Source organism: Actinoplanes sp. NPDC049598, from assembly GCF_040675435.1.
Classification (GTDB): Bacteria; Actinomycetota; Actinomycetes; order Mycobacteriales; family Micromonosporaceae; genus Actinoplanes.
Genome location: NZ_JBFAOX010000009.1, coordinates 95,733 through 108,470, shown reverse-complemented (window position 1 = coordinate 108,470; position 12,738 = coordinate 95,733). Strand labels below are relative to the sequence as shown.

Here is a 12,738-nt window from a genome sequence, read left to right as displayed (position 1 = left end):
CCCGTTACCCGCGCTTGCGGGTGGCGTAGCGGCGGCGAACGATCAGCTTGTCGCTCTCCTGGCCCTTGCGGCGGGTACGGCCCTCGGGCTTACCAGCCGGGTTGACCGGGTGGCGACCACCGGAGGTCTTACCCTCACCACCACCGTGCGGGTGGTCGATCGGGTTCATGGCGACACCGCGGACGGTCGGGCGCTTGCCCTTCCAGCGCATGCGGCCGGCCTTGCCCCAGTTGATGTTCGACTGTTCGGCATTGCCGATCTCGCCGACCGTGGCGCGGCAACGGATGTCGACCCGGCGGATCTCACCGGAGGGCATACGCAGCGTGGCGTACGCGCCCTCACGGCCGAGCAGCTGGATGCCGACACCGGCCGAGCGGGCCAGCTTGGCGCCACCGCCGGGACGAAGCTCCACGCCGTGGACCGTCGTACCGACCGGGATGTTGCGCAGGGGAAGGTTGTTCCCCGGCTTGATGTCAGCGCCCGGCCCGGACTCGACCCGGTCGCCCTGCTTGAGGTCCTTCGGCGCGAGGATGTAGCGCTTCTCGCCGTCGGCGTAGTGCAGCAGCGCGATGCGCGACGTGCGGTTGGGGTCGTACTCGATGTGCGCGACCTTGGCCGGCACGCCGTCCTTGTCGACCCGCTTGAAGTCGATCAGCCGGTACTGCCGCTTGTGGCCACCGCCCTGGTGCCGCGTGGTGATGCGGCCGTGGACGTTGCGGCCACCCTTCTTGGGCAGCGGAGCCAGCAGAGACTTCTCCGGGGTGGACCGGGTGATCTCGGCGAAGTCGGCGACGCTGGAGCCGCGACGGCCCGGCGTGGTCGGCTTGTACTTACGGATAGCCATTGTCTTCTGTCCCCTTAGCTGACCGGGCCGCCGAAGGCCTCGATACGGTCGCCGTCAGCCAGCTTGACCATCGCGCGCTTCGTCGCCTTGCGCTGACCGAAGCCGGTCCGGGTGCGCTTGCGCTTGCCCTCGCGGTTCGCGGTGTTCACCGAGAGCACGCGGACGTTGAAGATCTGCTGGATCGCGATCTTGATCGCGGTCTTGTTCGCGTCCGGGTGGACCTCGAACGTGTACCAGTTCTGGTCGAGGACGCTGTAGCTCTTCTCGGAGACAACCGGGCGGACGATGATGTCGCGCGGGTCAGCGATCGTGGTCACTTGTTCCCCTCCTCGGCCGTCGCCGGGGTGCCCAGGAACTCGTCGAGCGCGTCCTTGGTGAAGACAACCTCGTCGGCGACCAGCACGTCGTACGTGTTGAGCTGTCCGGCCTCGAGCAGGTGAACCGTGACCTCGTTGCGCAGCGAGAGCCAGTTGAGCTCGTCGGTGCTGCTGAGCACGACCAGAACCTTGGTCGACTCGGCGACCTTGCGCAGCGTGGCGATGGCGGCCTTGGTCGACGGCGTCTCGCCGGTGACGAAGGACTCGACCACGTGCACCCGGCCGTCGCGGGCCCGGTCGGACAGGGCGCCCCGCAGAGCGGCGGCCTTCATCTTCTTGGGGGTCCGCTGGCTGTAGTCGCGCGGCACGGGACCGTGCACGACGCCACCGCCGGTGAACTGAGGCGCGCGGATCGAGCCCTGACGGGCGCGGCCGGTGCCCTTCTGCTTGTACGGCTTCTTGCCGCCGCCGGCGACCTCGCCGCGGGACTTCGCCTTGTGCGTGCCCTGGCGGGCGGCCGCGAGCTGGGCCACCACGACCTGGTGCATCAGCGGGATGTTGGCCTGGACGTCGAAGACCGCGTCCGGCAGCTCGACCGAGCCGGCCTTGTTGCCCTCGGCGTTGATCACGTCAACCGAGCTCACTTGGCACCGCCCTTCGTCTTCTTCGCGGCGGTGCGGACCAGGATCAGCGCGCCCTTGGGGCCGGGCACCGCGCCCTTGACCAGGATCAGGTTGTTCTCGGTGTCCACCGCCTGCACGGTCAGGTTCTGCACGGTGAAGCGCTGGCTACCCATGCGACCGGCCATCCGGACGCCCTTGAAGACGCGACCCGGGGTCGCGCAGGCGCCGATGGAGCCGGGCGAGCGGTGCTTGCGCTCGACACCGTGGCTGCTCTTGAGGCCGTGGAAGCCGTGCCGCTTCATGACACCGGCGTAGCCCTTGCCCTTGGTCTTACCGGTGACGTCGATCGGCGTGCCGACCGGGAACGTCTCGACGGTGACCTCCTGGCCGAGCTCGTACGCGCCGGCGTCGCTGGTGCGCAGCTCGACGACGTGCCGCCGCGGCGAGACACCCGCCTTGGCGAAGTGGCCGCCCTCGGGCTTGTTGACCTTCCGCGGGTCGATCGCGCCGTAGGCCAACTGGACGGCGGTGTAGCCGTCCTTCTCATCCGTACGGACCTGGGTCACGACACAAGGGCCGGCCTGGACCACGGTCACCGGGACAACTTTGTTGTTGTCCCAGACCTGGGTCATGCCGAGCTTGGCGCCCAGGATCCCCTTAACTTCCCTGTCCATTAGTCGCAGATCCCTACAGCTTGATCTCGATGTCGACGCCAGCCGGCAGGTCGAGGCGCATGAGCGAGTCGACCGTCTTCGGAGTCGGGTCGATGATGTCGATCAGCCGCTTGTGCGTGCGCATCTCGAAGTGCTCGCGCGAGTCCTTGTACTTGTGCGGCGAGCGGATGACGCAGAAACGGTTGATCTCCGTGGGCAGCGGCACCGGGCCGGCAACCGACGCACCGGTACGCGTAACCGTCTCGACGATCTTCCGAGCCGAGGAGTCGACTACCTCGTGGTCGTAGGCCTTGAGCCGGATGCGGATCTTCTGTCCCGCCATGGTGGCTTCTGTTTCCTTCTCTCGATGCCGCTACGTGCGAGAGCGGTGGCTCTCGCAGCCCGCAGGACCGTCGATCCTGCGTTGTCCGACCCCCGCGGTCGGGCGTGTCGCGCCTGCGCTCAGAAATCTGCGCACAGCAACCATCCAGATCACGGGGATCTTGAGGTGTCAAACGGGCGGCTAAAACAACCCCAGACACCCGGCGAGGGTGGGTAGCTGCACAAGGCAGCTACCCACCCCGCTCGGACGCAACCTGACTAGTATGCCGGAAACTCGCCGGCAATGCTAATCGGGGTACCCGATCGTCAGACGTTGATCTTCGTGACCGTGCCGGCGCCGACGGTGCGGCCACCCTCACGGATCGCGAACTTCAGGCCCTGCTCCATGGCGATCGGCTGGATCAGCTTGACCGACATGCTGGTGGAGTCGCCCGGCATGACCATCTCGGTGCCCTCGGGCAGCGTGACGACGCCGGTGACGTCCGTGGTGCGGAAGTAGAACTGCGGGCGGTAGTTCTGGAAGAACGGCGTGTGGCGGCCGCCCTCCTCCTTCGAGAGGATGTAGACCTGGCCCTCGAACTCCGTGTGCGGAGTGCTGGTGCCGGGCTTGACCACGACCATGCCGCGCTCGACGTCCTCGCGCTTGATGCCGCGGAGCAGCAGGCCGACGTTCTCGCCCGCGCGGGCCTCGTCGAGCAGCTTGCGGAACATCTCGATGCCGGTGCAGACGGTCTTCGTCGACTTCTCGCGGATGCCGACGATCTCGACCTCCTCGTTCGGCTTGAGGATGCCGCGCTCGGCGCGACCCGTGACCACGGTGCCACGACCGGTGATCGTGAAGACGTCCTCGATCGGCATGAGGAACGGCTTCTCGGTCTCACGCTCGGGCTGCGGGATCGCGGTGTCGACCGCGTTCATCAGCTCGAGGAGCTTGCCGGTCCACTCCTTGTCGCCCTCGAGCGCCTTGAGCGCCGAGACGCGCACGACCGGCAGGTCGTCGCCCGGGAACTCGTAGGTGCTGAGCAGCTCGCGAACCTCGAGCTCGACGAGCTCGAGGAGCTCCTCGTCGTCCACCATGTCGCTCTTGTTCAGGGCGACGACGATGTACGGAACGCCGACCTGGCGGGCCAGGAGCACGTGCTCCTTGGTCTGCGGCATCGGGCCGTCGGTCGCGGCGACCACCAGGATCGCGCCGTCCATCTGGGCGGCACCGGTGATCATGTTCTTGATGTAGTCGGCGTGGCCGGGGCAGTCCACGTGCGCGTAGTGACGCGCCGCGGTCTGGTACTCGACGTGTGCGATCGAGATCGTGATGCCGCGGGCCTTCTCCTCCGGCGCCTTGTCGATCTCGTCGAACGGGGTGTACGGGTTGAGGTCCGGGTACTCGTCGTGCAGGACCTTCGTGATGGCCGCAGTCAGCGTCGTCTTACCGTGGTCGATGTGACCAATGGTGCCGATGTTGACGTGCGGCTTAGTCCGCTCGAACTTCGCCTTCGCCACTGGTGTCCTCCTGTGGACTGTGGTTTTACTTTCGCCCGGCACGCCCGATAAGGCGATGGGGACTCTGTCGACTGCTCGTGCGCGTGCGGCCCTCGACGGACCGCACGCGCCTCAACGCTTCAGGTGCGGACTCAGGCGCCCGTGGCCTTGGCGATGATCTCCTTCGCGACGCCCTGCGGGACCTCGGCGTAGGAGTCGAACTGCATGCTGTAGCTAGCCCGGCCGGCGGTCTTCGACCGGAGGTCGCCGACGTAGCCGAACATCTCGGAGAGCGGTACCAGAGCCTTGACGACGCGGGCGCCGGAGCGCTCCTCCATCGACTGGATGATGCCACGTCGCGAGTTGAGGTCGCCGATGACGTCGCCCATGTTGTCCTCGGGCGTGGTCACCTCGACGGACATCATCGGCTCGAGCAGCGCGGGGTCGGCCTTGCGGGCGACCTCCTTCATCGCCATCGAGCCGGCGATCTTGAACGCCATCTCGGACGAGTCGACCTCGTGGTACTGACCGTCGACCAGCGTGAACTTCACGCCGACGAGCGGGTAGCCGGCGAGGACGCCGTACTGCAGCGAGTCCTGCGCGCCCGCGTCCACCGAGGGGATGAACTCCTTGGGGATGCGGCCACCGGTCACCGCGTTGACGAACTCGTACGTGGGGCCGTCGGCCTCGAGCGGCAGCGGCTCGACGTTGACGACGACCTTCGCGTACTGGCCCGAGCCACCGGTCTGCTTCTTGTGGACGTACGTGTACTTCTCCACGGTGCCGCGGATCGTCTCACGGTAGGCCACCTGCGGCTTGCCGATGTTGGCCTCGACGTTGAACTCGCGGCGCATGCGGTCCACCAGGATGTCCAGGTGGAGCTCGCCCATGCCGGCGATGATCGTCTGGCCGGTCTCCTCGTCGTTGAAGACCCGGAACGTCGGGTCCTCCTCGGCCAGGCGCTGGATCGCGGTGCCCAGCTTCTCCTGGTCCGACTTGGTCTTCGGCTCGATGGCGACCTGGATGACCGGCTCCGGGAAGGTCATCGACTCCAGGATGACCGGGCTGGCCGGGTCGCTGAGCGTGTCACCGGTGGTGGTCTGCTTGAGACCCTGGACGGCGATGATGTCGCCGGCCTGCGCGGTGGCGCGCTCCTCACGCTTGTTGGCGTGCATCTGGTAGATCTTGCCGATTCGCTCCTTGCGGTCCTTGGTGGAGTTGACCACCTGAGAACCGGACTCGAGCGTGCCGGAGTAGACCCGCACGTACGTGAGCTTGCCGAGGTGCTTGTCGGTCTGGATCTTGAAGGCCAGGGCCGAGAACGGCTCCGAGTTCGACGGCTTGCGCTGCAGCGGCGTCTCGCCGTCGGTCGCGGTGCCCTCGATGGCCGGGATGTCCAGCGGCGACGGCAGGAAGTCGATCACGGCGTCGAGCATGGGCTGGACGCCCTTGTTCTTGAACGCCGAGCCGCACAGCACCGGGTTGGCCTTGCTGGCGATCGTGGCGCGCCGGATGGCGGCCTTGATCTCGTCCTCGCTCAGCGACTCGCCCTCGAGGTACTTCTCCATGACCGCGTCGTCGACGTCGGCCAGGGTCTCGATGAGCTTCTCGCGCCACTCGTTCGCGGAGTCGACCAGGTCGGCCGGGATCTCCTCGACCGCGTAGTCCTCACCCTTCTGGGTCTCCCCACGCCAGGTGAGCGCGCGCATGCCGATCAGGTCGACGACGCCGATGTGGTCGCCCTCGAGGCCGATCGGGATCTGCAGGACGAGCGGGGTGGCGTTGAGCCGGTCGATCATCATCTGCACGCAGCGGAAGAAGTCCGCGCCGGTCCGGTCGAGCTTGTTGACGAAGCACATCCGGGGAACGTGGTACTTGTCCGCCTGCCGCCACACGTTCTCGGTCTGCGGCTCCACGCCGGCGACGCCGTCGTAGACCGCCACCGCACCGTCCAGCACACGCAGCGACCGCTCCACCTCGACCGTGAAGTCGACGTGGCCGGGCGTGTCGATGATCTGGATCGTGTGGCCCTTCCACTCGCACTTGGTGGCGGCGGAAGTGATCGTGATACCGCGCTCCTGCTCCTGCTCCATCCAGTCCATGACGGCGGCGCCCTCGTGGACCTCACCGATCTTGTACGTGATGCCGGTGTAGAACAGGATTCGCTCAGTAGTCGTGGTCTTACCGGCATCGATGTGCGCCATGATGCCGATGTTGCGTACGTTGGCGAGCGCGTCTGCGGCGGCCACTTCAATCCCTACTTTTCTTCGTCGTCGTCTCGTGAACCGGTACGACTTGCGTTCCGGCCCGGTTCAATCGACCGGGCCGGCAGCGGGGTCTTACCAGCGGTAGTGCGCGAAGGCCTTGTTGGACTCCGCCATCTTGTGGGTGTCCTCGCGCCGCTTGACGGCGGCGCCGAGGCCGTTGCTGGCGTCGAGCAGCTCGTTCTGGAGACGCTCGATCATGGTCTTCTCCCGGCGCGCCTTCGAGTACTGGACGAGCCAGCGAAGGCCGAGAGTGGTCTGGCGCGGGGTACGGACCTCGACCGGAACCTGGTAGGTCGCGCCACCGACGCGGCGGCTGCGGACCTCGAGGGTCGGCTTGACGTTGTCCATCGCGCGCTTGAGGATCACGACGGGGTCGGTGCCGCTCTTCTCGCGGGCACCCTCGAGGGCGCCGTACACGATGCGCTCGGCGAGCTGACGCTTACCGCCGACAAGGATCTTGTTGACCAGCTGAGTGACCAGCGGCGAGTTGTAAACCGGGTCCGCGACCACTGGGTGGCGCGGAGCGGGGCCCTTACGCGGCATGTCAGCTCTTCTCCTTCTTCGCGCCGTAACGGCTGCGGGCCTGCTTGCGGTTGCGGACACCCTGGGTGTCCAGCGAACCACGAACGATCTTGTAGCGGACGCCCGGGAGGTCCTTCACACGACCGCCACGCACGAGCACGATCGAGTGCTCCTGCAGGTTGTGGCCGACGCCCGGGATGTACGCCGTCACCTCGATCTGGCTGCTGAGCTTCACACGAGCGACCTTGCGCAGCGCAGAGTTCGGCTTCTTGGGGGTGGTGGTGTACACGCGCGTGCACACGCCGCGCCGCTGAGGACTTCCCTTCAGCGCCGGCGTCTTGGTCTTGCTCGTCTTCGCCTGGCGGCCCTTTCGGACCAGCTGCTGGATCGTGGGCACCGGGTTCTCTCCGCTCCCTTCGGCCGCTCTTCAACGACCGCACCGTCTTAGTTATGCCTCTGTGTGCCGAAGGCTCCCCATGCCCGGGGGGCTTCCGGCACCCGCGGTCGGGCGTGTCGTCCGGCTCACGGTCCCGCCGCGCGCAGTTACGCGCACCGGGTTTTGTCTTTGTCAGCGCCTGGAAAGGGCGCTGCGCTCGGCGCACCGCCGACCTCGTCGTTTCACTGTTGCCAGCTCACCGACTCGGGCGCACGCACGAGTTGCCCGAGCAAGCTCGGGCACGAGGGGAAAGAGTACCCACCCCAAGCATCCAGGTCAAAATGAGCACCTAGTCCTCGTGACGGATACCTCCGATGCAAGTGTACCGGGTGCTCAAAGGAACCGGCGCCGCGGTGCCCGATCTCGCGCCGGAACAGCCCAGGAGCCACTCACGATGACAACTGCAACACCAGGGTCAACGCCAAAGCCAGGAGGGCAATTCCCGCGCCGGTCGATCCGCCGATGATGCCGGCGAGACCGAGGCCGGCGCCGGTGAAACGGACCTGGCCGACCTGACCGGACCGGCGGATCTGGCGCCGGGCGACCATGCCGACGATCACAGCGCCCGCGCCGGCCAGCACACTGAGAACGGTGAAGGCGCCGCCGACCCAGCCGCCCCAGCCGCCGGACGCGCCGACCAGGCCGAAGCAGAGCACGAGCCCGGAGACCCCGATGGACGCGATGCCGGCGATCAGCGAACCGATGGCCAGGCCGGACGTGATCGGCTCGACCCGCAGCTGGACCAGCCCGAACTCCGTGCCCGGCAGCGGATCGACCCGCTCCGGCTGCCACCGGCCGTTGGGCGGCGGAGGCGGAGGCGGATAGGGCATGGCCGCCGGGGGCTGCGTCATGACCTCAGCATGTCACCCGAACGAGGCTAATCGGTACCCGGGGCGAAGTCGGGGCCGCCGGGCGACGCGGCCAGATGCAGCAGGCCGGCGATGGCGGCGATCACCAGCGTCGTCAGGGCCAGCACGAGACCGGCCCAGGCGAACCGGCGGCCGCGGCGGATCCACGCGGAGCCGGTCAGGTAGCCCTGCGCCTCGTACGCCTGCCGGGCCGCCTGGCGCGAGAGCACCAGCGCGAGGGTCGCCGGGATCACCCCGCCCACGAAGGGGCCGGTCAGAAAGCCCACCAGGCCCAGCGCGAAGACCGCCCGTGCCTTGGAGGACGGCTCCGGGTCGGGATCCATCGGGTGGCGGGTGAGGGCGGGAAGCGTCACCCACCCATAGTAGAAAGCCCGAAGGGCGGCCGCGCGCTGCGCGACCGCCCTTCGAAGCGATGAGACTTAGCGGTAGGACCCGAAGTCGAAGTCGTCCAGCGGCACAGCCTGCCCGCTGGCCGGCCCGAAGCCGTAGTCGGTCTCGGGGTACCCGGTCATCGAGTACACCTTCGCCTTGGCCTCCTCGGTCGGCTCGACCCGGATGTTGCGGTACTTGCTGATGCCCGTACCGGCCGGGATGAGCTTACCGATGATCACGTTCTCCTTGAGGCCGACGAGCGAGTCGCTGCGGGAGTTGATCGCCGCGTCGGTCAGCACCCGGGTCGTCTCCTGGAAGGAGGCGGCCGAGAGCCAGGAGTCGGTGGCCAGCGAGGCCTTGGTGATACCCATCAGCACCGGGCGACCGGCGGCGGGCTCGCCACCCTCGCCCACGATCCGGCGGTTCTCCGACTCGAAGAGCGCCCGGTCGACCAGGACGCCGGGGAGGAACTCCGCGGCACCCGAGTCGATGACCGTCACCCGCTTGAGCATCTGGCGGATGATGATCTCGATGTGCTTGTCGTGGATGAGCACACCCTGCGAGCGGTAGACCTCCTGGACCTCCTGGGTCAGGTGGACCTGGACCGCGCGCGGGCCCATGATGCGCAGCAGCTCGTGCGGGTCGATGGTGCCCTCGGTGAGCTTCTCGCCGACGCCGACGTGGTCGCCGTCGTGGGCCCGGAGCTTCACGCGCTTCGAGATCTTGTCGTACACGATCTCGTCGCTGCCGTCGTCCGGCACCACGATGATCTTGCGCGAGCGCTCGCCGTCCTCGATGCGGATGCGTCCCGGGGTGTCGGCGATGGGCGCCTTGCCCTTGGGCACGCGGGCCTCGAAGATCTCCTGCACACGCGGCAGACCCTGGGTGATGTCCTCACCCGCGACACCACCGGTGTGGAAGGTACGCATCGTCAGCTGCGTACCGGGCTCACCGATGGACTGGGCGGCGATGATGCCGACCGCCTCGCCGATGTCGACCGACTTGCCGGTCGGCAGCGAACGGCCGTAGCAGGCCGCACACACACCGAGCTTCGACTCGCAGGTCAGGACGCTGCGGACCCGGACGTTCTCGACGCCGGCGGCGACCAGCTTGTCGACCAGGATCGAGTTCAGGTCGTCGCCCCGCGACGCCACCCGGTTGCCCTGGGCGTCGTCGATGTCGTCGGCCAGGGTGCGCGCGTGCACGCCGGTCTCGGCGTGGACGTGCACGACCAGGGTGCCGTCGGCCTCGCGGTCGCCCACCTGCATCGGGATCGCGCGGTCGGTGCCGCAGTCCTCCTCGCGGATGATGACGTCCTGTGAGACGTCCACCAGACGACGGGTCAGGTAACCCGAGTCGGCGGTACGCAGCGCGGTGTCGGCCAGGCCCTTACGGGCGCCGTGCGTGGAGATGAAGTACTCCAGCACGGTCAGACCCTCGCGGTAGGACGAGGTGATCGGCCGCGGGATGATCTCACCCTTGGGGTTGGCCACCAGGCCGCGGATCGCGGCGATCTGCCGCAGCTGCAGCAGGTTACCGCGGGCGCCCGAGTTGATCATGACCCAGAGCGGGTTCTCGTGCGGCAGCGAGTTCTCCATCTCCTTGGAGATCTCGTTGGTCGCCTTCGTCCAGATCTCGATGAGCTCGCCGCGACGCTCCTCGGCGGTCATGAGACCACGCTGGTACTGCTTGTCGATCCGGTCCGCCTCGACCTGGTAGCGCTGCAGGATCTCCGGCTTGCGCGGGGGGCCGATGACGTCGCCCATGCCGATCGTCACACCGGACCAGGTGGCCCAGTGGAAGCCGGCCTCCTTGAGCGCGTCCAGGGTCGCCGCGAGGCTGACCTTGGGGAAGCGCTCGGCGAGGTCGTTGACGATCGCCGACAGCTGACCCTTGCGGATCTCGTAGTTCACGAAGCGGTAGCCCGGGGGCAGGGTCTCGTTGAAGATGACCCGGCCCAGGGTGGTCTCGACCAGGAGCGGCTCGCCCTCGGTCCAGCCCTCCGGGGCCTCCCACTTCGCGCCCTTGGCGCCGTTGTCGACACCGATCACGTCACGGAGACGGATCTTGACCGGCGCCTGCAGGTGCAGCTCGCCGTTGTCGAAGGCCATCCGCGCCTCGGCGTCCGAGCTGAACACCCGTCCCTCGCCCTTGTTGCCGGGCGTCTCGTGGGTCAGGTGGTACAGACCGATGACCATGTCCTGGGTCGGCATGGTGACCGGCTTGCCGTCGGCCGGCTTGAGGATGTTGTTCGACGAGAGCATCAGGATCCGGGCCTCGGCCTGCGCCTCGGCCGACAGCGGCACGTGCACCGCCATCTGGTCACCGTCGAAGTCGGCGTTGAACGCCGTGCAGACGAGCGGGTGGATCTGGATCGCCTTGCCCTCGACCAGCTGCGGCTCGAAGGCCTGGATGCCCAGGCGGTGCAGGGTGGGCGCGCGGTTCAGCAGCACCGGGTGCTCGCTGATGACCTCTTCGAGGACGTCCCACACGACCGGGCGCTGACGCTCGACCATCCGCTTGGCCGACTTGATGTTCTGCGCGTGGTTCAGGTCGACCAGGCGCTTCATCACGAACGGCTTGAACAGCTCCAGGGCCATCTGCTTGGGCAGACCGCACTGGTGCAGCTTGAGCCGCGGGCCGACGACGATGACCGAACGGCCGGAGTAGTCGACGCGCTTGCCCAGCAGGTTCTGGCGGAACCGGCCCTGCTTGCCCTTGAGCATGTCGGACAGCGACTTCAGCGGGCGGTTACCCGGGCCGGTGACCGGCCGGCCGCGGCGGCCGTTGTCGAACAGAGCGTCGACGGCCTCCTGCAGCATCCGCTTCTCGTTGTTCACGATGATCTCGGGGGCGCCCAGGTCGATCAGGCGCTTCAACCGGTTGTTCCGGTTGATGACCCGGCGGTACAGGTCGTTGAGGTCCGAGGTCGCGAAGCGGCCACCGTCGAGCTGCACCATCGGGCGCAGGTCCGGCGGGATGACCGGGACGCAGTCCAGGACCATGCCGAGCGGCTTGTTGGTGGTGTTCAGGAACGCGGCGACGACCTTGAGGCGCTTGAGCGCACGGATCTTCCGCTGGCCCTTACCGGTGCGAATGATCTCGCGCAGGTTCTCGGCCTCGGCGTCCAGGTCCATGTTCTCGAGCAGCGCCTTGATCGCCTCGGCGCCCATGCCACCGGTGAAGTACTCACCGAAGCGGTCCCGCAGCTCGCGGTAGAGCAGCTCGTCGGTGACCAGCTGCTTCGAGTCGAGCTTGCGGAAGGTGTCGAGCACCTCGTCGAGACGGTCGATCTCGCGCTGCGCCTTGTCCCGGATCTGGCGCATCTCGCGCTCGCCGGCTTCCTTGACCTTGCGGCGCACGTCAGCCTTGGCGCCCTCGGCCTCGAGCTCGGCGAGGTCCTGCTCCAGCTTGCCCGCGCGCTTCTCGATCTCGGAGTCGCGGCTGTTCTCGGACTGGCGCTTCTCGGCGAAGATCTCGTTCTCGATGGTGGACATGTCGCGGTGACGCGCCTCGGCGTCCACGCTCGTGACCACGTACGAGGCGAAGTAAATGATCTTCTCGAGGTCCTTCGGGGCCAGGTCGAGCAGGTAGCCCAGCCGGCTCGGAACACCCTTGAAGTACCAGATGTGCGTGACCGACGCGGCGAGCTCGATGTGGCCCATGCGCTCGCGGCGGACCTTGGACCGGGTCACCTCGACGCCGCAGCGCTCACAGATGATGCCCTTGAACCGGACCCGCTTGTACTTGCCGCAGTAGCACTCCCAGTCCCGCTGAGGACCGAAGATCTTCTCGCAGAAGAGTCCGTCCTTCTCGGGCTTGAGCGTGCGGTAGTTGATCGTCTCGGGCTTCTTGACCTCGCCGTGAGACCACTGCCGGATGTCGTCGGCGGTGGCCAGGCCGATGCGCAACTCGTCGAAGAAGTTGACGTCGAGCACTTGGTCTATCCCTCGTATTTCTTGCTCGAATGGATTCCAGGCCGGCGGTAGCGTCCCCCAGGGTCAGGAAATGACC

12 protein-coding genes are annotated in these 12,738 nt (G+C 67.4%); all 12 read right to left on the bottom strand.

Features of this window, described 5'->3' with window-relative positions:
• Positions 1-4: 4 nt before the first annotated feature.
• The gene (rplB, locus tag AB0J66_RS21595) at positions 5-844 is read right to left on the bottom strand and encodes a 50S ribosomal protein L2 (RefSeq protein ID WP_203761912.1); all 840 of its coding nucleotides are present in this window, start codon (positions 842-844) and stop codon (positions 5-7) included.
• A 14-nt stretch (positions 845-858) separates the two neighbouring features.
• Positions 859-1,161 (bottom strand): 50S ribosomal protein L23, encoded by a 303-nt coding sequence (rplW, locus tag AB0J66_RS21590; RefSeq protein ID WP_097322775.1) that lies wholly within the window; start codon positions 1,159-1,161, stop codon positions 859-861.
• The gene (gene rplD / locus AB0J66_RS21585; RefSeq protein WP_364663270.1) at positions 1,158-1,805 is read right to left on the bottom strand and encodes a 50S ribosomal protein L4; all 648 of its coding nucleotides are present in this window, start codon (positions 1,803-1,805) and stop codon (positions 1,158-1,160) included. Before rplD ends, rplW begins: the two co-directional genes overlap by 4 nt.
• Entirely contained in the window at positions 1,802-2,458 is a 657-nt protein-coding gene (gene rplC / locus AB0J66_RS21580; protein ID WP_364663268.1) for a 50S ribosomal protein L3, read from the bottom strand. The genes rplD and rplC overlap by 4 nt, the downstream gene beginning before the upstream one ends.
• A 13-nt stretch (positions 2,459-2,471) precedes the next feature.
• Positions 2,472-2,780: a 30S ribosomal protein S10 gene (gene rpsJ / locus AB0J66_RS21575; protein ID WP_097322778.1), complete on the bottom strand. Its 309-nt coding sequence runs from the start codon at positions 2,778-2,780 to the stop codon at positions 2,472-2,474.
• A 305-nt stretch (positions 2,781-3,085) separates the two neighbouring features.
• A complete protein-coding gene (tuf, locus tag AB0J66_RS21570) occupies positions 3,086-4,279 on the bottom strand; it encodes an elongation factor Tu (RefSeq protein ID WP_097322779.1) in 1,194 nt (397 codons plus the stop codon).
• A 131-nt stretch (positions 4,280-4,410) separates the two neighbouring features.
• Positions 4,411-6,507, bottom strand: a complete 2,097-nt coding sequence (gene fusA, locus AB0J66_RS21565) for an elongation factor G (protein WP_364663265.1) — start codon at positions 6,505-6,507, stop codon at positions 4,411-4,413.
• 90 nt (positions 6,508-6,597) lie between these two features.
• The gene (rpsG, locus tag AB0J66_RS21560; protein ID WP_097322781.1) at positions 6,598-7,068 is read right to left on the bottom strand and encodes a 30S ribosomal protein S7; all 471 of its coding nucleotides are present in this window, start codon (positions 7,066-7,068) and stop codon (positions 6,598-6,600) included.
• Position 7,069: 1 nt separating this feature from the next.
• The gene (rpsL, locus tag AB0J66_RS21555) at positions 7,070-7,444 is read right to left on the bottom strand and encodes a 30S ribosomal protein S12 (RefSeq protein ID WP_014440718.1); all 375 of its coding nucleotides are present in this window, start codon (positions 7,442-7,444) and stop codon (positions 7,070-7,072) included.
• A 428-nt stretch (positions 7,445-7,872) separates the two neighbouring features.
• Entirely contained in the window at positions 7,873-8,334 is a 462-nt protein-coding gene (locus AB0J66_RS21550; protein WP_364663261.1) for a hypothetical protein, read from the bottom strand.
• Between the two features lie 26 nt (positions 8,335-8,360).
• Positions 8,361-8,675, bottom strand: coding sequence for a hypothetical protein (locus AB0J66_RS21545; protein WP_364663925.1), 315 nt, complete (start codon positions 8,673-8,675; stop codon positions 8,361-8,363).
• Positions 8,676-8,771: 96 nt separating this feature from the next.
• On the bottom strand, positions 8,772-12,662 hold the full coding sequence (locus AB0J66_RS21540; protein ID WP_364663258.1) for a DNA-directed RNA polymerase subunit beta': 3,891 nt from the start codon (positions 12,660-12,662) through the stop codon (positions 8,772-8,774).
• Between the last annotated feature and the right edge of the window lie 76 nt (positions 12,663-12,738).

Excerpts from the sequence above, each read along its gene's own strand:
- rplC (WP_364663268.1), bottom strand. The coding sequence starts at position 2,458 with ATGGACAGGGAAGTTAAGGGGATCCTGGGCGCCAAGCTCGGCATGACC.
- AB0J66_RS21550 (WP_364663261.1), bottom strand. The coding sequence starts at position 8,334 with ATGACGCAGCCCCCGGCGGCCATGCCCTATCCGCCTCCGCCTCCGCCG.
- rpsJ (WP_097322778.1), bottom strand. The coding sequence starts at position 2,780 with ATGGCGGGACAGAAGATCCGCATCCGGCTCAAGGCCTACGACCACGAG.
- rplB (WP_203761912.1), bottom strand. The coding sequence starts at position 844 with ATGGCTATCCGTAAGTACAAGCCGACCACGCCGGGCCGTCGCGGCTCC.
- rpsG (WP_097322781.1), bottom strand. The coding sequence starts at position 7,068 with ATGCCGCGTAAGGGCCCCGCTCCGCGCCACCCAGTGGTCGCGGACCCG.
- AB0J66_RS21545 (WP_364663925.1), bottom strand. The coding sequence starts at position 8,675 with ATGGATCCCGACCCGGAGCCGTCCTCCAAGGCACGGGCGGTCTTCGCG.